Genomic DNA, 20936 nt, shown 5'->3' with positions numbered 1-20936 from the left:
TCGCCAGAGACCTGATACATGAAGCAATCTTTCACCCGTTTTCGCATGCGCTCCGTCTCGGCGGTCGCGGCCATGCTTTTCGCTGCCAACGCGGCCTGGGCGGTCGAACCGTTCACCCTGCGCGACATCCGTGTCGAGGGTCTGCAGCGCGTGGAGCCGGGCACCGTGTTCGCTTCGCTGCCGTTCCGCGTGGGCGACGGCTACAACGACGACAAGGGCGCCGGCGCGATCCGCCAACTGTTCGGCCTGGGCCTGTTCAAGGACGTGCGCCTGGAAGTCAACGGCAACGTGCTGACGGTGGTGGTCGAGGAGCGGCCCACGGTCGCCGACGTCGATTTCGCCGGCACCAAGGAATTCGACAAGGAAACGCTCAAGAAGGCGATGCGCGACGTGGGCCTGACCGAAGGCCGCCCGTTCGACAAGGCCCTGGCCGACCGGGCCGAGCAGGAACTGAAGCGCCAGTACATCAACCGCAGCTTGTATGGCGCGGAAGTGGTGACCACGGTGACGCCGATCGAGCGCAACCGGGTCAACCTGACCTTCACCGTCTCCGAAGGCGAGCCGGCCAAGATCAAGAACATCCGCATCGTCGGCAACCAGGCCTTCAGCGAATCCACCCTCGAGGACCTGTTCGACCTCGACACCGGCGGCTGGCTCAGCTGGTACACCAAGTCCGACCGCTACGCGCGCGCCAAGCTCAACGCCGACCTGGAGACGCTGCGCTCCTACTACCTGTCGCGCGGCTACCTCGAGTTCCGGGTCGATTCGACCCAGGTCGCGATCTCGCCCAACAAGGAAGACATCAGCATCACCGTCAACGTGACCGAGGGCGAGCGCTACGTCGTCTCGGGCGTGAAGATCGAGGGCAACTACCTCGGCCGCGACGACGAGTTCAAGTCGCTGATCAAGATCAAGCCGGGCGAAGCCTACAACGCCGACGAAGTGGCGCAGACGACCAAGGCCTTCACCGACTATTTCAGCAACTTCGGCTTCGCCTTCGCCCGCGTCGAGGCGGTGCCGGAAGTCGACCGCGCCAACAACCGCGTGGCCCTGGTGCTGCAGGCCGAGCCGTCGCGCCGGGCCTACGTGCGCCGCATCGCGCTCAGCGGCAACAACCGCACGCGCGACGAAGTCATCCGCCGCGAGTTCCGCCAGTTCGAATCGTCCTGGTACGACGGCGACCGGATCAAGCTCTCGCGCGACCGGGTCGACCGGCTGGGCTACTTCAGCCAGGTCGATGTCGAGACGCAGGACGTGCCCGGCTCGCCCGACCAGGTTGACCTGGTGGTCAACGTGACCGAGAAGCCCACCGGCAGCCTGCAGGTCGGTGCCGGCTTCTCCAGCGCGGAAAAGGTGGCGCTGTCGTTCGGCATCAAGCAGGAGAACGTCTTCGGCTCCGGCAACTACCTGGGCGTGGACGTCAACACCAGCAAGTACAACCGCGCGATCGTGCTCAGCACGACCAACCCGTACTTCACCGCCGACGGCATCTCGCGCACCATCGACATCTACCACCGGTCGTCGCGCCCCTACCAGGACCAGGGCGGCAACTACCGCCTGCTGACTTCGGGTGCGAGCATGCGCTTCGGCGTGCCGTTCAGCGAAACCGACACCGTGTTCTTCGGTGCCGGCGCCGAGCGGACCGAGATCAAGCCGGGCACCAACATCCCGGCCGCCTACCTGAAGTACGCCGAGGAAGTTGGCTACACCAGCTACTCTGTGCCGCTGACCATCGGCTGGTCGCGCGACAGCCGCGACAGCGCCCTGGTGCCCAACGCCGGCCGCTACCAGCGCTTCAACTCCGAGATCGGGGTGGCGGGCGATGCGCGCTACGTCCGCGGCAACTACCAGTTCCAGCAGTACGTTCCGCTCAACAAGAAGTTCACCCTGGCCTTCAACTCGGAGCTGGGTGCCGGCAAGGGCCTCAACGGCCGTCCGTTCCCGATCTTCAAGAACTTCTACTCCGGCGGCCTGGGCTCGGTGCGCGGTTTCGACCAGGGCACCCTGGGTCCGCGCGACGTGACCGGCTCGTCCATCGGCGGCGCCAAGAAAGCCACCTTCAACCTGGAGGCGGTGGCGCCGTTCCCCGGCGCCGGCAACGACCGTACGCTGCGGGTCTTCGGCTTCGTCGACGTGGGCAACGTGTTCGGCGAGGACGACCCGATCCGCTTCAGCGAGATGCGGGCATCGGTCGGCGTGGGCCTGAGCTGGATATCCCCGGTCGGCCCCCTGCGGCTTGCATTTGCAAACCCTGTCCGCAAGCGCCCCGGCGATAGAATCCAGAAATTGCAATTCCAGATCGGAACGTCCTTTTGATGAACACTTTTTTTCGCCATTGCTCCGTCGGCATTTTGCTGGGCACGCTGGCTCTTTCGGCGTCTGCCCAGACCGAGCAGTTTCGCGCCGGCTTCGTGAACACCGACCGGATCTTCCGGGAGGCCAACACGGCCAAGGCAGCCCAGGTGAAGCTCGAGCAGGAATTCGCAAAGCGCGAGAAGGAACTGCTCGACCAAGGCAACGCACTCAAATCCGCCTCCGACAAGTTCGAGCGCGAGGCGCCGACGCTGGCCGAGAGCCAGCGCACGACGCGCCAGCGCCAGCTGGTCGAGCAGGACCGCGATTTCCAGCGCAAGCGCCGCGAATTCCAGGAAGACCTGAATTCCCGCAAGAACGAGGAGCTGCAGCAGGTGCTGGAGCGTGCCAACCGCGTGGTCAAGACCGTGGCCGAGCAGGAAAAGTACGACGTGATCCTGCAGGAAGCCGTCTACATCAACCCGGCCTACGACATCACGGACAAGGTGATCAAGGCGCTCAACGCGCCCGGCGCCAAGTAATTCGCGCGGCAGCCGGTCGGCCGTGGCGCTGTCCCTGCACGCGATCGTGTCCGAGCTGGGCGGCGTGCTGCACGGCGACGGCAATCGGATGGTGGAAGGCCTGGCCCCTCTCGAGGGCGCCGGGCCTTCGCATTTGGCTTTCCTGAGCCATCCGCGCTATGTGCAGCAGCTGGCATCGTCCCGGGCCGGCTGCGTGATCGTAGCGCCGGCGATGCAGGCCGCGGCCGAGCAGCGCGGCGACTGCATCGTCGCCGATTCGCCCTACCACTACTTCGCCCGTGTCACCCAGCTCTGGAAGCGCCATCTGGGGCGGGGTGCGGTGCCCGGAATCCATCCGTCCGCGGTGGTCGATCCCGAGGCGGCCGTCGATCCTTCTGCCACCGTCGGCCCGCTGTGCGTGGTGGAGCGGGGCGCATACATCGGCGCGGGCACGGTTCTGCGCTCGCGCGTCACGGTCGGCGAGGACTGCCGGATCGGCGCGCGCTGCCTCCTGCACCCGGGCGTGGTGATCGGCGCCGACGGCTTCGGCTTCGCACCGCACCAGGGCGCCTGGGAAAAGATCGAGCAGCTCGGCGCGGTGCGCATCGGCGACGATGTGGAGATCGGCGCCAACACCTGCATCGACCGTGGCGCGTTGGGCGACACGGTGATCGAGGACGGGGTCAAGCTCGACAACCTGGTCCAGATCGGCCACAACGTGCGGGTCGGCCGCCACACCGCGATGGCCGGCTGCGCCGGCGTGGCGGGCAGCGCCACCATCGGTGCGCACTGCACCGTGGGCGGTGGCGCGGTCGTGCTGGGCCACCTGACGCTGGCCGACGGCGTCCACGTGTCGGCCGCCTCGGTCGTCACCCGGTCGATCCACCGGCCGGGGCACTACACCGGCATGTTTCCCATAGACGACAATGCCAAGTGGGAAAAGAACGCCGCCACGCTGAAGCAACTGCACGGCCTGCGCGAGCGGATCAAGACACTCGAACACGACCTGGCCGCCCGCAGCCGCTGATGCGGCAGGCGCCCGCGGCGCGCACTGCGCGTCCGATACCGAACATCACAGACCTCACCAGACCATGTTGGACATTCACCAGATCCTCAAGCAATTGCCGCACCGCTACCCCTTCCTGCTGGTGGACCGGGTGCTGGAAGTGGAGAAGGGCAAGCGGATCCGCGCGTTGAAGAACGTCACGATCAACGAGCCGTTCTTCACCGGCCACTTTCCGCACCGCCCGGTGATGCCGGGGGTGCTGATCCTGGAGGCGATGGCCCAGGCCGCCGCGCTGCTGGCCTTCGACACGCTTGGTGTCACGCCCGACGACAAGACGGTGTACTACTTCGCCGGCATCGACGGCGCGCGCTTCAAGCGGCCGGTGGAGCCGGGCGACCAGCTGGTGATGGACGTGACGCTCGACCGGATGAAGTCGGGCATCTTCAAGTTCAAGGGCACCACCCGCGTGGGCGAGGACATCGCCTGCGAGGCCGAGTTGATGTGCACTATGCGCACCATCGCCTGATGGGGATCCACCCCACAGCCGTGGTGGCCGAGGGTGCGCGGATCGACCCGTCGGTCGCGGTCGGCCCGTACACCGTGATCGGCCCGCACGTGACGATCGGCGCCGGCACGACGGTCGGTGCACACTGCGTGATCGAGGGCCACACCACCATCGGCCGCGACAACCGCATCTTCCAGTTCAACTCGCTGGGCGCGGTGCCGCAGGACAAGAAGTACGCCGGCGAGCCCTGCGAACTGGTGATCGGCGACCGCAACACGGTGCGCGAGTTCTGCACCTTCAACATCGGATCGCCCGGCGGCGGCGGCGTGACCCGGGTCGGCGACGACAACTGGATCATGGCCTACGTGCACCTGGCGCACGACGTGCGCGTCGGCAACCACACCATCTTCGCCAACAACTCGCAGCTGGCGGGCCATGTCGAGGTGGACGACTGGGTGATCCTGGGCGGCTTCACGGTCGTGCACCAGTTCGTGCGGATCGGCGCACACGGCATGACCGCGATGTGCGCCCTGCTGTTCGCCGACCAGCCGCCCTTCGTGATGAGCCAGGGCCAGCCGGCGGCGGCCCGGTCGATGAACTTCGAAGGCCTGCGCCGGCGCGGCTTCTCGGCCGAGCGGATCTCGGCGGTCAAGGCGATGCACAAGGCGCTCTACCGCGACGACCTGACGCTGGAGCAGTCGCGCGCCCGGATCGCAGATCTGAAGGAAAAGATGCCGGAGTCGGCGCCGGACGTCGACATGATGCTCTCATTTTTAGAGCAAGTGTCGCCTCAGCGCGGCATCGTGCGGTAAGGCGGCGCATTCCGATGGCCCCGCCTTCCGCCTCGCCCGACCGCGTCGCGGCGGGTGCCGCATTTCCGGCCGACATGCCGCCCGCGGGCGATGCGCCCCGCGTCGCGATGGTGGCCGGCGAAACCTCCGGCGACCTGCTGGCCGGCCTGTTGCTCGACGGCCTGCAGGTGCGCTGGCCCGCGCTGCGAGGACAGGGCATCGGCGGGCCGCAGATGCAGCGCCGCGGCTTCGAGGCCTGGTGGCCCAGCGAGAAGCTGGCGGTGCACGGCTACAGCATCGAGGTGCTGCGCCGCTACCGCGAGATCGTCGGCATCCGCCGCCAGTTGCGCGACCGGCTGCTGGCCGACCAACCCGGCATCTTCATCGGCGTGGATGCACCCGACTTCAACCTCGACCTGGAGGCCGACCTGCGCGCCGCCGGCATCAAGACGGTGCACTTCGTCTGCCCGTCGATCTGGGCCTGGCGGGCCGAGCGGGTCGAGAAGATCCGCCGCAGCGCCGACCATGTGCTGTGCATCTTTCCGTTCGAGCCGGCGCTGCTGGCCTCGCACGGCATCGACGCGACCTACGTCGGCCATCCGCTGGCCAGCGTCGTCCCGATGGAGCCCGACCGCGCCGCCGCCCGCCGCGCGCTGGGCCTGGACGATGCCGACGACGTGGTGGCCCTGCTGCCCGGCAGCCGCCGCTCCGAGATCGAATACCTGGCCGCGACCTTCTTCGCCGCCGCGGCGCTGATGCTGCGCGCGCGGCCGCGCCTGCGCTTCGTCGTGCCGGCGATCCCGTCGCTGCGCCCGCGGATCGAGCAACTGGCCGCGGCCAGCGGCATCGCGCCGCACCTGCAACTGCTGGCCGGCCAGTCGCACGCCGCGCTGGCCGCCTGCGACGCCACGCTGATCGCCAGCGGCACCGCCACGCTGGAGGCCGCGCTCTTCAAGCGGCCGATGGTGATCGCCTACCGGATGCAGGCCATCTCCTGGCTGTTGATGCGCCGCAAGCGGCTGCAGCCCTGGGTGGGCCTGCCCAACATCCTGTGCCAGGATTTCGTGGTGCCCGAACTGCTGCAGGACGCTGCCACGCCCGCCGCGCTGGCCCGCGAAACGCTGCGCTGGATCGACGCCAAGCACGAGGCGCCTGCGACAATCGCGACCGTCCACACCCGTTTCTCCGCGCTGCACCAGAGCCTGCAGCGCGACACCTCCCGACTTGCTGCCGATGCCATCGAAAAAGTCGTTGCCCGTTGAAGCCACCGCGCCGGTGCGCGCCCGCGCCAAGCGCTCCGTACTGCTCCGCACGCCCGAACAGGTCCGCCTGGCCTGGGACATTCCCGGTCTGGTCGCCGGCGTCGACGAGGCGGGCCGCGGCCCGCTGGCCGGGCCGGTGGTCGCCGCGGCCGTCATCCTCGACGACCTGAACCCGATCGACGGCCTGGCCGATTCCAAGGTGCTGACCGCGGCGCGCCGCGAGAAGCTCTACGACGAGATCCGCGCCAAGGCGCTGTGCTGCTCGGTCGCGTCCGCCAGCGTCGAAGAGATCGACCAGCTCAACATCCTGCAGGCGACGATGCTGGCCATGCGCCGCGCGGTCGAGGGCCTGCGCTTGAAGCCGGTGAAGGTGCTGGTGGACGGCAACCGGCTGCCGCCGCTGGACGTGCTGGCCGAGGCGATCGTCAAGGGCGACGCGCTGGTCAAGGCCATCTCCGCCGCGTCGATCCTGGCCAAGGTGCACCGCGACCGGCTGTGCCACGGCCTGCACCTGGAGTACCCGCACTACGGCTTCGCCCAGCACAAGGGCTACGGCACCGCCGAACACCTGGCGGCGCTGCAGGCGCACGGTGCCTGCGCCCACCACCGCCGGTCATTCGCGCCGGTGGCCCAGGCCTTCGCGATCCGGCCGATGGCCACCCCGATGGCGGCGCTCTCCGACCTGCCGCTGCGCGTGCCGGACGAGCCGGAACCGGTGCTGCAGGTCCAGGTGCTGCAGGTGCAGACGCCCGCGCGCCGCGTGCGCCGTCCGGCGGTTCGCGCGTGAGCGAGCAGGGCCCCCTCCACATCACCTCGCGCGACAACGCCTGGGTGAAGGATCTGCGCCGGCTGGCGCAGGACAACGGCGCCTACCGCAGGCAGGGCCGCGTCTGGCTGGAGGGCGACCACCTGTGCCGCGCCGCGCTCGACCGCGGCCTGCAGCCGGTCGCCGCCGTGTTTTCGGAGTCGTATGGGCCTCTGGCCGGTGCTACGTACCGACTTCATGCTACGAAAATCATAGTGTTGGCCGATGCGCTCATGGAAGAGATCAGCGGCCTGGAATCCCCGGCGCCGATGGGCTTCGTCATGGCGCTGCCCGATACGGCGGCGCCGCTGCCGGGCGCCGCCGCGGTGGTGCTCGACCGGGTGCAGGACGCCGGCAACGTCGGCTCCATCCTGCGCAGCGCCTCGGCCTTCGGCTTCTCGCAGGTGCTGGCGCTCAAGGGCACGGCGGCGCTGTGGGGTCCGAAGGTGCTGCGCGCCGGCATGGGCGCGCATTTCGGGCTGCGGCTGGTCGAGGGGCTGGCGCTGGAGGACCTGTCGGCGCTGGGCCTTCCGCTGCTCGCCACCAGTTCGCACGGGGGCGACCTGCTGCACCGCGCCGCGTTGCCGTGGCCGTGCGCCTGGCTGATGGGGCACGAAGGGCAGGGCGTCTCGCCGGCCCTGGAGGCCCGGGCCACCCACCGCATCCGCATCGCCCAGCCCGGCGGGGAGGAGTCGCTCAACGTGGGCGCTGCGGCCGCGATCTGCCTGCACGCCAGCGCCGCGGCCCGCGCCCAATAGGCGTCGGCCCGGGCGACGAAGAAGGCCGAACCCGGGTGTTTCACCGCATGTACGGCAAAAGGGGCGTCTCCTCCACGCTACAATCGAGGGCTTTCCCGTAACAGCGTCGCCCGGCCGCGTCCCAAGCAACTCCTCCATCCAAGCAGCCTCCCGGCTTATGGCCGATGGGCTCCGGGCGACCGTAACCATCCGGAGAACCCAGTGCTCTTGTCTCTACAGGGAAAATTCCCGCCCGCCATCCTGGCGCTTGCAGACGGCACGGTCTTTCTCGGCCATTCGATCGGAGCCGCCGGCTCCACCGTCGGCGAGGTGGTGTTCAACACCGCCATGACCGGCTACCAGGAAATCCTCACCGACCCGAGCTATGCCCAGCAGATCGTGACGCTCACGTATCCGCACATCGGCAACTACGGCGTCAACGAGGAAGACGTCGAAGCCGACAAGGTCCATGCCGCAGGCCTGATCATCAAGGACCTGCCCCTCGCCGCCTCCAACTTCCGCTCGACGCTGACGCTCGACGCGTACCTGGCCCGCGAAGGCACCGTCGCCATCGCCGGCATCGACACCCGCAAGCTCACCCGCCACCTGCGCAGCCACGGCGCGCAGAACGGCTGCATCGTCGGCCTGGCCGCCGGCCAGGCACCGACGCAGGACGCCATCGACGCGGCCGTCGCCCAGGCCAAGGCCGCGCCCAGCATGGCCGGGCTCGACCTGGCCAAGGTGGTGTCGGTCAAGGCGCCCTACGAGTGGACCCAGACCGAGTGGAAGCTGGGCGAAGGCTACGGCATGCAGATCGCGCCGAAGTTCCACGTCGTCGCGTTCGACTACGGCGTCAAGAAGAACATCCTGCGCATGATCGCCGAGCGCGGCGCGCAGATCACCGTGGTGCCGGCCCAGACCTCGGCGGCCGAGGTGATGAAGCTCGCACCCGACGGCGTCTTCCTGGCCAACGGCCCCGGCGACCCGGGCCCCTGCGACTACGCGATCGCCGCCGCGCGCGGACTGATCGAGGCGGGCATCCCCACCTTCGGCATCTGCCTGGGCCACCAGATCATGGCGCTGGCCATGGGGGCCAAGACCTACAAGATGAAGTTCGGCCACCACGGCGCGAACCATCCGGTCAAGGACCTCGACAACGGCCGGGTCAGCATCACCAGCCAGAACCACGGCTTCGCGGTGGACGAGAAGTCGCTGCCCGCCACGCTGCGCGCAACCCACGTCAGCCTGTTCGACAACACGCTGCAGGGCCTGGCCCACACCAGCCAGCCGGCCTTCTGCTTCCAGGGCCACCCGGAAGCCTCGCCCGGCCCGCACGACATCGCCTATCTGTTCGACCGTTTCACCGCGCTGATGCAGAACCACAAGGAAGGACGGCAGCATGCCTAAGCGCACCGATCTCAAGAGCATCCTCATCATCGGCGCCGGCCCGATCATCATCGGCCAGGCCTGCGAGTTCGACTACTCCGGCGTGCAGGCCTGCAAGGCGCTGCGGGAGGAGGGCTACAAGGTCATCCTGATCAACAGCAACCCCGCGACGATCATGACCGACCCGGCCACGGCCGACGTGACCTACATCGAGCCGATCACCTGGCAGACGGTCGAGAAGATCATCGCCAAGGAGCGCCCGGATGCGATCCTGCCGACGATGGGCGGCCAGACCGCGCTGAACTGCGCGCTCGACCTGTGGCACCACGGCGTGCTCGACAAGTACAAGGTAGAACTGATCGGTGCCAAGCCCGAGGCGATCGACAAGGCCGAGGACCGGCTCAAGTTCAAGGACGCGATGACCAAGATCGGGCTGGGCTCGGCCCGCTCCGGCATCGCGCATTCGATGGACGAGGCCTGGGGCGTGCAGAAGACGCTCGGCTTCCCGACCGTGATCCGCCCCAGCTTCACCCTGGGCGGCACCGGCGGCGGCATCGCCTACAACGCCGAAGAGTTCGAGACCATCTGCAAGCGCGGCCTGGAAGCCTCGCCGACCAACGAACTGCTGATCGAAGAGTCGCTGCTCGGCTGGAAAGAGTACGAGATGGAAGTGGTGCGCGACACCGCCGACAACTGCATCATCGTCTGCTCGATCGAGAACCTGGACCCGATGGGCGTGCACACCGGCGACTCGATCACCGTGGCCCCGGCCCAGACCCTGACCGACAAGGAATACCAGATCCTGCGCAATGCATCGCTGGCGGTGCTGCGCGAGATCGGCGTCGACACCGGCGGCTCCAACGTGCAGTTCTCGATCAACCCGAAGGACGGCCGCATGGTCGTCATCGAGATGAACCCGCGGGTCTCGCGCTCATCCGCTTTGGCGTCGAAAGCCACCGGTTTCCCGATCGCCAAGGTCGCCGCCAAGCTGGCGGTGGGCTACACGCTCGACGAACTGCGCAACGAGATCACCGGCGGCGCCACGCCGGCCTCGTTCGAGCCGTCGATCGACTACGTGGTCACCAAGATCCCGCGCTTCGCCTTCGAGAAGTTCCCGACCGCCGACAGCCGCCTGACGACGCAGATGAAGTCCGTCGGCGAGGTGATGGCGATGGGCCGCACCTTCCAGGAATCGTTCCAGAAAGCCCTGCGCGGCCTGGAAGTGGGCGTGGACGGCCTGAACGAGAAGACCCAGGACCGCGAAGTGCTCGAGAAGGAACTGGGCGAGCCCGGCCCCGAGCGCATCTGGTACGTGGGCGACGCCTTCGCCCAGGGCATGAGCGTGGACGAGGTCTTCGCGCTGACCAAGATCGACCCGTGGTTCCTGGTGCAGATCGAGGAGATCGTGAAGATCGAGCTCGAACTCGAAACCAAGACGCTCGACGAGATCGACAAGGACACGCTGCTCGCGCTCAAGAAGAAGGGCTTCTCCGACCGCCGCCTGGCGCGCCAGTTGAAGACCACCGACACGGCCGTGCGCGAGAAGCGCCGCGCCCTCGGCGTGCGCCCGGTCTACAAGCGGGTGGATACCTGCGCCGCCGAGTTCGCGACCGATACCGCGTATCTCTACTCGACCTACGAGGACGAGTGCGAGGCCGAGCCGACGAATAACAAGAAGATCATGGTGCTGGGCGGTGGCCCCAACCGCATCGGCCAGGGCATCGAGTTCGACTATTGCTGCGTGCACGCCGCGCTCGCGATGCGCGAGGACGGCTACGAGACCATCATGGTCAACTGCAATCCCGAGACCGTCTCGACCGACTACGACACCTCCGACCGCCTGTACTTCGAGCCGCTGACGCTCGAGGACGTGCTGGAGATCGTCGACAAGGAAAAGCCGTTCGGCGTGATCGTGCAGTACGGCGGCCAGACGCCCTTGAAGCTGGCGCTGGACCTGGAGGCCAACGGCGTGCCGATCATCGGCACATCGCCCGACATGATCGACGCGGCCGAAGACCGCGAGCGCTTCCAGAAGCTGCTGCACGAACTGGGCCTGCGCCAGCCGCCGAACGCCACCGCCCGCACCGAAGCCGAAGCGCTGGAAAAAGCCACGGCGCTCGGCTACCCGCTGGTGGTGCGCCCGAGCTATGTGCTGGGCGGCCGCGCGATGGAGATCGTGCACGAGCAGCGAGACCTGGAGCGCTACATGCGCGAAGCGGTCAAGGTGAGCCACGACTCGCCGGTGCTGCTCGACCGCTTCCTGAACGACGCGATCGAATGCGACGTGGACTGCCTGCGCGACCCCGAGGGCAAGACCTTCATCGGCGGCGTGATGGAGCACATCGAGCAGGCGGGTGTGCATTCGGGCGACTCGGCCTGTTCGCTGCCGCCGTACTACCTGAAGAAGGAAACGGTCGACGAGTTGAAGCGCCAGTCGGCCGCGATGGCCGAAGGCCTGAACGTCATCGGCCTGATGAACGTGCAGTTCGCGATCCAGGAAGTCGACGGCCAGGACGTGATCTACGTGCTGGAAGTCAATCCGCGTGCCTCGCGCACCGTGCCTTTCGTGAGCAAGGCGACCGGCATCCAGCTGGCCAAGGTGGCCGCGCGCTGCATGGCCGGCCAGACGCTGGCGTCGCAGGGCATCACCGAAGAGGTGACGCCGCCGTACTTCAGCGTGAAGGAAGCGGTGTTCCCGTTCGTCAAGTTCCCGGGCGTGGACACGATCCTCGGCCCCGAGATGAAGTCGACCGGCGAAGTGATGGGCGTGGGCAAGACCTTCGGCGAAGCCTTCGTCAAGTCGCAGCTGGGCGCCGGCACCAAGCTGCCGAAATCGGGCAAGGTGTTCCTGACCGTCAAGAACAGCGACAAGCCCCGCACGGTGGAGGTGGCGCGCCAGCTTGTCGCGCAGGGTTTCACCCTGGCGGCGACCAAGGGCACCGCCAACGCGATCGCCGCGGCGGGCATCCCGGTCGAGGTGGTTAACAAGGTCACCGAAGGCCGGCCGCATGTGGTCGACATGATCAAGAACAACGAGATCGTGATGGTGGTGAACACGGTGGAGGAGCGCCGCAACGCGATCGCCGATTCGCGTGCGATCCGCACCTCGTCGCTGCAGGCCCGGGTGACCACGTTCACCACCATCTTCGGCGCCGAGGCGGCCGTCGAAGGCATGCGCTACGTGGACGACCTCGACGTCTACTCGCTGCAGGAACTCCACGCGCAGCTGACCGCCGCCTGATGCGGTAGGCCCGTCGCAGTGCGGCCCCGGCCGCACCGGAAGGTTCGAGGCCCGCCCGCACTGCGGGCCTCGCCGTTTGCGAGAAAGCACAATAGCCCCATGCAAGACACGCAGATTCAAGAGCAGGTCCTGACGCTCGGCCTGGACGACTGGCGCGCGGGCCGTCACGACGCCCAGTGGGTGGCGGCCCTGGAAGCGGGCAAGGTGCTGTACTTTCCGCAGCTGCCGTTCGTGCTGGCGCCGCAGGAGCAGGCGCTGCTGCGGCCCGACCTGCTGATGCCCGAGGTGCGCAACATCAGCCTCGATGCCGAAGGCCGGCTCAAGGGCGCCGCCGGCGACGCGCAGGTGCAGGCGGCCCTGGCCGGCATGGTCGGGCGGTTCCGCCACCAGGCCGAGTCGCTGGTGCATGCGCTGCTGCCGCACTACGTACCGTCGCTGCGGATGGCGCCGACCAGCTACCGCCCGGCCCAGGTCGAGACGCGCCAGCAGTCCTGGCGCGCCGACGACCGGCGGCTGCACATCGACGCGTTTCCTTCGCGCCCCAACTACGGCGAGCGGATCCTGCGGGTGTTCGCCAACGTCAACCCGGCCGGCGTGCCGCGCACCTGGCGCGTGGGCGAGCCGTTCGAGGACGTGGCCCGGCGCTTCCTGCCGCGGGCCAAGCGCTATTCGCCCCTGCAGGCGCGGCTGCTGCGGATGCTGCGGGTGACGAAGTCGCTGCGCAGCGAGTACGACCACCTGATGCTGCAATTGCACGACGGCATGAAATCCGACATGCGTTACCAGGAAACCGCGCCGCAGATGACGATGCCCTTCGCCGCCGGATCGGCCTGGATCTGCTTTTCCGACCAGACGCCGCATTCGGTGATGGCCGGGCAGTTCATGCTGGAGCAGACGCTGCACCTGCCCGCGGACAGACAATACAATCCTGCATCGAGCCCGCTGGCGATTCTGGGCCGGCTCGCAGGACACCCGCTCGTCTGAGCCACCGTCCCCTCCCTGTATTACCGCCGGACGGTTCCGTCCGGCTTTTTCTTTTTGGAGCTACAAGAACATGACCACCATTCCGATCACCAAGCGCGGCTCCGAAAAGCTCAAGGAAGAGCTGCACCGCCTGAAGACGGTGGATCGCCCGTGGGTCATCACCGCGATCGCCGATGCGCGTGCCCAGGGTGATCTGAGCGAGAACGCCGAGTACGAATCGGCCAAGGACCGCCAGGGCTTCATCGAAGGCCGCATCCAGGAAGTGGAAGGCAAGCTGTCGGCCGCCCAGGTCATCGATCCGCTGTCGCTGGATGCGGGCGGCAAGGTGGTCTTCGGCGCCACCGTCGAGCTGGAAGACGAAGAGTCGGGCGACGCGGTGACCTACCAGATCGTGGGCGAGGACGAGGCCGACCTCAAGCAGGGCCTGATCAACGTGTCGAGCCCGATCGCCCGCGCGCTGATCGGCAAGGAGGAGGGCGACACCGCCGAGGTGCAGGCGCCCGGCGGCGTGCGCCGCTACGAGATCGTGGCGGTCAAGTACATCTGACCGTCGCCCGGCCGTCGAGCAGACTCCCCGTGTCCTTCAAGCACCGGCTGCCCTCCATCGCCGCAGCCCTGTGGTGGGGCAGCATGTCGACGATCGGTTTCCTGGTCGTGCCGCTGCTGTTCAAGCACCTTCCGACGCCGGCCATGGCCGGCCAGATGGCGGCGCATCTCTTCACCGCCCAGACCTGGCTGTCGGTGGCCTGCGGCATGCTGCTCTTGCTCGCCTCCCGCGACCGGGGCGAGTCGGTGCTGCTGCCGTGGGCGCGCAGTGCATTGGGGTTCGTGCTGGCCGGCGTGCTGCTGGCACTGCTGGCCGAGTTCGGCGTGTCGCCGCGGATCGTCGCGCGCGAGAACCTGAAGCTGTGGCACGCGGTCGGCAGCGCGATGTACCTGGCGCAGTGGGCGTGCGCCGGTGTCGTACTCTGGAAGTGCCTGGGTTCTTCGTCGGAAGCCGCACCGGCGAGCAACTCGCCCGGCGGCACCGGCCGCTGAACCCCCCGACCGCGCCGCGTCCGGGCGCGGCGGTGGCGGCAAAGGATCACTCCCGCCAGTGCGTCGCGACCCAGCGCGCAGGCCGGATATAGCGGAATCGGCGATTGCGTTTTCCCAGGAGCGCATCCGGCGGATTGCATTCGCCGTGGAAGATGACCACCCGGGCGTCGTGCGGCACCTGCGGCTCCTGCCAGTAGTTCAGCGGCCAGGTCGGGATGCTGTGGTACTTGAAGCTCGGGCACCAGGCGGCAGGCCAGTAGGCCAGCTTGCCCTGGCGGTGCAGGTAGTCGGACAGGTAGGCCTGCTCGTTGCGGAACCGGTGTCGTATGTCGGCCTCATGGCGCTGGAAGTTGGCCAGCACGTCGGCATGCGCACCCAGGGTGAAGCGGTAGACCGACGAGTTGCCGGTCACCCGCCACGCGCGCTTGTAGTCCTTGATGATCAGGAACTCGCCGGGCAGCTCGAAGAACGGGTCCAGGCTGCCGACCACCACCACGTCCACGTCCAGGTACAGCGCGGTACCGTGCAGGCCGTGCAGGTCGCCGACGAAGGTCGTCAGCTTGCGCCAGGCGCGGTCGGGCACGCCCGGCTGCTCGGGCCGGATGTCCAGCGTCGGGATCGGAAGGCACTCCACCTCGGGGCGGATGCCGGCGGCGTCGTCGGTCAGGCACACGAAGCGGAAATCGCCGGTCAGGTGCCGGCGTACCATCGCGAAGAGCGCGTTGACGTATTCGGGGCCGTACTTGGTGCCCCACTTCATGCACAGGACGTTGCGCTGTGCGGCTGGCTCGGACATCGGCGTATCAGTCGGCTTGGCGTTTCTTGATCGACTTCTTCTTCGGCTTGGCACGCTTGATCTGGCCACCGGAGGTCAGCCGCTGGTTGCCCAGCACCCGCAACACCCGCACCTCGGGGCGCTGGCCGCCGCGGGTGCTGTGCTTGAGGATCTTCACGTCGCGCGGGCCGGGCAGCCGGTCGTCGTCGACGCTCTTTTCCTTCTCGACCGGCGGGCGCCACAGCACCACCAGCTTGCCGATGTGCTGCACCGGCGCGGCACCGAGCGCTTCCACCAGGGTGTGGTAGATCAGTTCGCGGCCGTTGCGGTCGTCCGACACGATGCGGACCTTGATGAGGCCGTGCGCATTGAGTGCGGCATCGACTTCCTTCTGCACGGCGGGTGTCAGGCCGTCGTTGCCGACGATGACCACCGGGCTCAGGTGGTGCGCATCGGCGCGCTTTTCGCGCCGTTGGGCGGGCGTAAGTTGAATTTTGGGCATACCCGTATTATCGAGGCAGCATGAAAGTAAAAACCAAAAGCAAGAAAGTGAACAAGGCGTGGTTGAACGACCACGTCAACGATCCCTATGTGAAGATGGCCGCGAAGGACGGCTACCGCGCACGTGCGGCCTACAAACTGAAGGAAATCGACGAGGCCTTGGGCCTGGTCAGGCCGGGGCAGGTGGTCGTCGATCTGGGATCCACGCCCGGCGCCTGGAGCCAGTACCTGCGCCGGCGGCTGTCGCCGCAGGGGGCCGCGGTCGGCCAGCTGGACGGTGTCATCGTCGCGCTGGACCTGCTGCCGATGCTGCCGATCGAAGGCGTCACCTTCCTCCAGGGCGATTTCCGCGAGCAGGAGATGCTGGAGAAGCTCGAGGCCGAACTCAAAGGCGCGCGGGTCGACCTGGTGGTGTCCGACATGGCGCCCAACCTGTCGGGCATCGAGTCGGCGGATGCGGCCCGGGTCGCCCACCTGATCGAACTGGCCATCGAATTCGCCCAGCGCCACCTGAAGCCCGACGGTGCCCTGGTCGTCAAGGCGTTCCACGGCAGCGGCTACACCGACCTGGTGAAGCTGTTCAAGCAGAATTTCCGCACCGTCAAGCCGATGAAGCCGAAATCCTCGCGAGACAAATCATCTGAAACATTCATCGTCGGGATGGGGCTTACCCTTGCTGCCACCGCCGGTTGACTGCCGCCACGGGCGAATGCCCGCTTCGCGCAAGTGGCCGGGAGCCGGCTTTTAGAGGGGCCCGCGGGTTGAAACACCTAAAATGCTGCTCATATAGGTCCTCGATGACCCTCCACGACAAACGCTATCGGAGCCTTGCTTGAACAATCAGTGGTTTTCCAAAGTCGCCGTATGGCTCGTGATCGCCATGGTGCTGTTCACGGTGTTCAAACAGTTCGACTCGCGCGGCGCTTCCGGCAACGGATACGTGGCGTACTCCGACTTCCTGGAGGAAGTGCGCGGTAATCGCATCAAGGCGGCCACGATCCAGGAGGGACAGGGCGGCACCGAGATCCTCGCCACCACCACCGACGACCGCAAGGTGCGCACCACCGCCACCTACCTCGACCGTGGGTTGGTGGGCGACCTGATCGCCAACAACGTCAAGTTCGACGTCAAGCCGCGCGAAGAAGGCTCCCTGCTCATGACCCTGCTGGTCAGCTGGGGCCCGATGCTGCTGCTGATCGGCGTGTGGGTGTACTTCATGCGCCAGATGCAGGGCGGCGGCAAGGGCGGGGCCTTCAGCTTCGGCAAGAGCAAGGCGCGCATGCTCGACGAGAACAACAACACCGTCACCTTCGCGGACGTGGCGGGTTGTGACGAGGCCAAGGAAGAAGTCAAGGAAGTCGTAGACTTCCTGAAGGACCCGCAGAAATTCCAGAAGCTGGGGGGGCGCATTCCCCGCGGCCTGTTGCTGGTCGGCCCGCCCGGTACCGGCAAGACCCTGCTGGCCAAGTCCATCGCGGGTGAAGCCAAGGTGCCGTTTTTCAGCATCTCCGGTTCCGATTTCGTGGAAATGTTCGTCGGCGTGGGTGCGGCCCGTGTCCGCGACATGTTCGAGAACGCCAAGAAGAACGCGCCCTGCATCATCTTTATCGACGAAATCGACGCGGTGGGCCGCCAGCGCGGCGCCGGTGTCGGCGGCGGCAACGACGAGCGCGAGCAGACGCTCAACCAGATGCTCGTCGAGATGGACGGCTTCGAGACCAACCTCGGCGTGATCGTGGTGGCTGCCACCAACCGTCCGGACATCCTGGACGCGGCTCTGCTGCGCCCTGGCCGTTTCGACCGCCAGGTGTATGTCACGCTGCCGGACATCCGGGGCCGGGAGCAGATCCTCAACGTCCATATGCGCAAGATCCCGATCTCGCAGGATGTGAACCCGTCGATCATCGCCCGGGGCACGCCCGGCATGAGCGGCGCCGACCTGGCCAACCTGTGCAACGAAGCCGCGCTAATGGCCGCGCGCCGCAATGCGCGCACCGTCGAGATGCAGGATTTCGAGAAGGCCAAGGACAAGATCTTCATGGGCCCCGAGCGCAAGAGCATGGTGATGCCCGAGGAAGAGCGCCGCAACACCGCCTACCACGAGTCGGGGCATGCCCTGATCGGCAAGATGCTGCCCAAGTGCGATCCGGTGCACAAGGTCACCATCATTCCTCGGGGCCGTGCCCTCGGCGTAACGATGAGCCTGCCGGCGCAGGACCGCTACAGCTACGACCGCGAGTACATGCTCAACCAGATCAGCATGCTGTTCGGTGGCCGCATCGCCGAAGAAGTGTTCATGAACCAGATGACCACCGGCGCCAGCAACGACTTCGAACGTGCCACCTCGCTGGCCCGCGACATGGTGATGCGCTACGGCATGAGCGAGGCGCTCGGCCCGATGGTGTATGCCGAGAATGAAGGCGAAGTGTTCCTGGGCCGCTCGGTCACCAAGACCACCAACATGAGCGAATCGACGATGCAGATGGTCGACGGCGAAGTGCGACGCATCATCGACGAGCAGTACAACCTGGCGCGCAAGCTCATCGAAGAGAACAGCGACAAGATGCACGTCATGGCCAAGGCCCTGCTCGACTGGGAAACCATCGACGCCGAGCAGATCGACGACATCATGGCCGGCCGCGAGCCGCGTCCGCCGAAGGACTGGGTGCCACGCGTGCCGCCCGCATCGGGTGGGGGCGACAAGCCGGGGGGCGGCAGTGCGCCGGTGGTCGATCCGGCGCCGACGGCAGCCTGATCGGCTGGGCGCAGGCAGCACGCAAGCTGTCCGACAATACGAAACGGGGCCTGGTGCCCCGTTTTTGCGTTCGCACGACAGCGGGATTTCTCACCACATGCATTGGCACACCACACGGTTCCGGATCGACCTGCAGCGCCCCCGGATCATGGGCATCGTCAACGTCACGCCCGACTCCTTTTCCGACGGCGGTCAGCACGGCCAGACCCGGTCGGCGCTGGCGCACTGCGAGCGGCTGATCGGGGAGGGCGCCGACATCCTCGACATCGGCGGCGAATCGACCCGCCCGGGCAGCCTGCCGGTACCGCTGGAAGAAGAGCTGGCCCGGGTACTGCCGGTGGTGCGGGCGGCGGTCGCGCTGGGCGTGCCGGTCTCGGTCGACACGTTCAAGCCGCAGGTGATGCAGGCGGTACTCGACCTGGGCGCCGACATCGTCAACGATATCTGGGCCCTGCGGCTCGACGGTGCGAAGGACGTGGTCGCGGAACACGGCAGTTGCGGCGTGTGCCTGATGCACATGCACCGCGAGCCGCTCAGCATGCAGGCCTCGCCGATGGAAGGCGGCGTGGTGACGCCGGTGCGCGCGTTCCTGGCCGCGCAGGTGGAGGCGCTCCAGGCGCGGGGCGTGGCTCCGCGGCGGATCGCGCTGGACCCGGGCATCGGTTTCGGCAAGACGGTCGCGCAAAATTTCAGCCTGCTCGGCCGCCAGGCCGCCGCGGTGCCGCCCGGGTATCCGATACTCGCAGGCTGGTCGCGCAAGTCGTCGCTCGGCGCGGTCACCGGCCGGGCGGTGGAGGACCGGAGGGTGCCGAGCGTGGTCGCCGCGGTGCTGGCGGTGGACCGCGGCGCGCGCATCGTGCGGGTGCACGACGTGGCCGACACGGTGGCCGCGCTGGCGGTCTGGCAGGCGATGCAGGACGCATCGACAGAACAACGAGGAGATTTCGCATGACGCTCGCCTATTTCGGCACCGATGGCATCCGCGGGACGGTGGGCGTCGCGCCGATCACCCCTGATTTCGTGCTGCGCCTGGGGCATGCGGTCGGCCGGGTATTGCGCCGCACGGAGAAGCGGCCCAGCGTGCTGATCGGCAAGGACACCCGCATTTCCGGCTACATGCTCGAGAGCGCGCTGGAGTCGGGCTTCAACTCGGCCGGTGTCGACGTGGTGCTGCTCGGCCCGCTGCCGACGCCGGGCGTGGCCTACCTGACCCGGACGCTGCGGGCCAGCCTGGGCGTGGTGATCAGCGCCAGCCACAACCCGTTCGCCGACAACGGCATCAAGTTCTTCAGCGCGCACGGCACCAAGCTGCCCGACGCGTGGCAGGCCGACGTGGAAGCCTGCCTGCAGGAGGCACCCGTCTGGGCCGATTCGGCCTCGCTCGGCCGGGCCCGCCGGCTCGACGACGCCACCGGCCGCTATATCGAATTCTGCAAGAGCACCTTCGGCAACGACCTGACCCTGAAGGGGCTGAAGATCGTGGTCGACGGTGCGCACGGCGCGGCCTACCAGGTCGCGCCCAAGGTGTTCCACGAGCTGGGCGCCGAGGTCGTCGCCATCGGCTGCCAGCCCGACGGGCTCAACATCAACCGCGACGTCGGTGCCACCCATCCGGCCGCCCTGATCGCCGCGGTGGCGGAGCACGGTGCCGACTACGGCATCGCGCTGGACGGCGACGCCGACCGGCTGCAGCTGGTCGATGCATCCGGCCGCCTCTACAACGGCGACGAGCTGCTGTACCTGCTGGTGCAGGACCGCCTGGCACGCGGCGACAAGGTCGACGGCGCCGTCGGCACGCTGATGACCAACATGGCGGTGGAAGAGGCGCTGCGGCTGCGCGGCGTGCGTTTCGAGCGGGCCAAGGTCGGCGACCGCTACGTGCTGGAACTGCTGGAGCGCCAGGGCTGGCTGCTGGGCGGCGAGGGATCGGGCCATCTGCTGGCGCTCGACAAGCACACCACCGGCGACGGCATCGTGAGTGCGCTGCAGGTGCTGCAGGCCTGCGTCCGCAGCGGCCGGTCGATCGCGGAGCTGCTGTCGCGCCTGACCCTGTTCCCGCAGACGCTGATCAACGTGCGCCTGCAGCCCGGCCAGGACTGGCGCACCCATGCGCGGCTGGACGAGGAAACCCGGGCGGTCGAGAACGAGCTGGGCGCGGACGGCCGCGTCCTGATCCGCGCCAGCGGCACCGAGCCGCTGCTGCGGGTGATGGTGGAGGCACGCGATGCGCAGCAGGCGCAACGCGCGGCGGAGCGGATCGCGGCGACCCTGGGGTAGGGGCGGGTGCGGCGGGGGCGGGTGTCGGACGGCGACAGAACGGCGGCACGCCTGCGACAC

At 67.7% G+C, this 20936-nt stretch carries 19 protein-coding genes; 17 read left to right on the top strand and 2 right to left on the bottom strand.

Going from position 1 to position 20936, the window contains the following annotated elements; all coding sequences use genetic code 11:
- Positions 1–18 precede the first annotated feature (18 nt).
- The 13 genes from bamA to ASE76_RS18040 all read left to right on the top strand — a co-directional run bounded on the left by bamA (position 19) and on the right by ASE76_RS18040 (position 14568).
- Positions 19–2316, top strand: a complete 2298-nt coding sequence (bamA, locus tag ASE76_RS18100; RefSeq protein ID WP_055842838.1) for an outer membrane protein assembly factor BamA — start codon at positions 19–21, stop codon at positions 2314–2316.
- Positions 2316–2834 carry an OmpH family outer membrane protein gene (locus ASE76_RS18095; protein WP_055842835.1) on the top strand — a complete coding sequence of 173 codons (519 nt, stop codon included), beginning with the start codon at positions 2316–2318 and terminating at the stop codon, positions 2832–2834. Before bamA ends, ASE76_RS18095 begins: the two co-directional genes overlap by 1 nt.
- A gap of 22 nt (positions 2835–2856) precedes the next feature.
- A complete protein-coding gene (gene lpxD / locus ASE76_RS18090) occupies positions 2857–3840 on the top strand; it encodes a UDP-3-O-(3-hydroxymyristoyl)glucosamine N-acyltransferase (RefSeq protein WP_055842833.1) in 984 nt (327 codons plus the stop codon).
- 64 nt (positions 3841–3904) lie between these two features.
- A complete protein-coding gene (gene fabZ / locus ASE76_RS18085; RefSeq protein WP_055842830.1) occupies positions 3905–4345 on the top strand; it encodes a 3-hydroxyacyl-ACP dehydratase FabZ in 441 nt (146 codons plus the stop codon).
- The gene (gene lpxA / locus ASE76_RS18080) at positions 4345–5136 is read left to right on the top strand and encodes an acyl-ACP--UDP-N-acetylglucosamine O-acyltransferase (RefSeq protein WP_055842827.1); all 792 of its coding nucleotides are present in this window, start codon (positions 4345–4347) and stop codon (positions 5134–5136) included. Before fabZ ends, lpxA begins: the two co-directional genes overlap by 1 nt.
- A 107-nt stretch (positions 5137–5243) precedes the next feature.
- Complete coding sequence (lpxB, locus tag ASE76_RS18075) at positions 5244–6377, top strand: lipid-A-disaccharide synthase (RefSeq protein ID WP_055843091.1); 1134 nt, start codon at positions 5244–5246, stop codon at positions 6375–6377.
- A 40-nt stretch (positions 6378–6417) separates the two neighbouring features.
- Positions 6418–7164, top strand: a complete 747-nt coding sequence (gene rnhB, locus ASE76_RS18070; protein ID WP_055843090.1) for a ribonuclease HII — start codon at positions 6418–6420, stop codon at positions 7162–7164.
- Entirely contained in the window at positions 7161–7940 is a 780-nt protein-coding gene (locus ASE76_RS18065; RefSeq protein ID WP_055842825.1) for an RNA methyltransferase, read from the top strand. The genes rnhB and ASE76_RS18065 overlap by 4 nt, the downstream gene beginning before the upstream one ends.
- 201 nt (positions 7941–8141) lie before the next feature.
- On the top strand, positions 8142–9326 hold the full coding sequence (carA, locus tag ASE76_RS18060) for a glutamine-hydrolyzing carbamoyl-phosphate synthase small subunit (protein ID WP_055842822.1): 1185 nt from the start codon (positions 8142–8144) through the stop codon (positions 9324–9326).
- Positions 9319–12546 (top strand): carbamoyl-phosphate synthase large subunit, encoded by a 3228-nt coding sequence (carB, locus tag ASE76_RS18055; RefSeq protein ID WP_055842819.1) that lies wholly within the window; start codon positions 9319–9321, stop codon positions 12544–12546. The genes carA and carB overlap by 8 nt, the downstream gene beginning before the upstream one ends.
- Before the next feature lie 99 nt (positions 12547–12645).
- On the top strand, positions 12646–13530 hold the full coding sequence (locus tag ASE76_RS18050; protein WP_369793419.1) for a Kdo hydroxylase family protein: 885 nt from the start codon (positions 12646–12648) through the stop codon (positions 13528–13530).
- Between the two features lie 70 nt (positions 13531–13600).
- Positions 13601–14077 carry a transcription elongation factor GreA gene (gene greA / locus ASE76_RS18045; RefSeq protein WP_055842816.1) on the top strand — a complete coding sequence of 159 codons (477 nt, stop codon included), beginning with the start codon at positions 13601–13603 and terminating at the stop codon, positions 14075–14077.
- A gap of 29 nt (positions 14078–14106) precedes the next feature.
- Positions 14107–14568 carry a DUF4149 domain-containing protein gene (locus ASE76_RS18040; protein WP_082448706.1) on the top strand — a complete coding sequence of 154 codons (462 nt, stop codon included), beginning with the start codon at positions 14107–14109 and terminating at the stop codon, positions 14566–14568.
- Between the two features lie 46 nt (positions 14569–14614).
- Here ASE76_RS18040 and ASE76_RS18035 read toward each other — a convergent pair whose 3' ends face one another.
- A complete protein-coding gene (locus ASE76_RS18035; protein WP_055842815.1) occupies positions 14615–15364 on the bottom strand; it encodes a hypothetical protein in 750 nt (249 codons plus the stop codon).
- Positions 15365–15371: 7 nt separating this feature from the next.
- Positions 15372–15845 (bottom strand): YhbY family RNA-binding protein, encoded by a 474-nt coding sequence (locus ASE76_RS18030; protein ID WP_055842812.1) that lies wholly within the window; start codon positions 15843–15845, stop codon positions 15372–15374.
- Between the two features lie 20 nt (positions 15846–15865).
- Between ASE76_RS18030 and ASE76_RS18025 the strand changes: the two genes are divergently transcribed.
- The 4 genes from ASE76_RS18025 to glmM all read left to right on the top strand — a co-directional run bounded on the left by ASE76_RS18025 (position 15866) and on the right by glmM (position 20876).
- Positions 15866–16537 (top strand): RlmE family RNA methyltransferase, encoded by a 672-nt coding sequence (locus ASE76_RS18025; protein ID WP_055842808.1) that lies wholly within the window; start codon positions 15866–15868, stop codon positions 16535–16537.
- 139 nt (positions 16538–16676) lie between these two features.
- The gene (ftsH, locus tag ASE76_RS18020; RefSeq protein ID WP_055842805.1) at positions 16677–18599 is read left to right on the top strand and encodes an ATP-dependent zinc metalloprotease FtsH; all 1923 of its coding nucleotides are present in this window, start codon (positions 16677–16679) and stop codon (positions 18597–18599) included.
- Between the two features lie 97 nt (positions 18600–18696).
- Positions 18697–19551 (top strand): dihydropteroate synthase, encoded by an 855-nt coding sequence (gene folP / locus ASE76_RS18015; protein WP_055842803.1) that lies wholly within the window; start codon positions 18697–18699, stop codon positions 19549–19551.
- Positions 19548–20876, top strand: coding sequence for a phosphoglucosamine mutase (gene glmM / locus ASE76_RS18010; protein WP_055842801.1), 1329 nt, complete (start codon positions 19548–19550; stop codon positions 20874–20876). Before folP ends, glmM begins: the two co-directional genes overlap by 4 nt.
- Positions 20877–20936: the final 60 nt, after the last annotated feature.

The organism is Xylophilus sp. Leaf220, from assembly GCF_001421705.1.
Lineage (GTDB): Bacteria > Pseudomonadota > Gammaproteobacteria > Burkholderiales > Burkholderiaceae_C > Xylophilus.
Note: the sequence above shows the minus strand (reverse complement) of the source record. Positions and strands in the feature narration are given on the sequence as shown.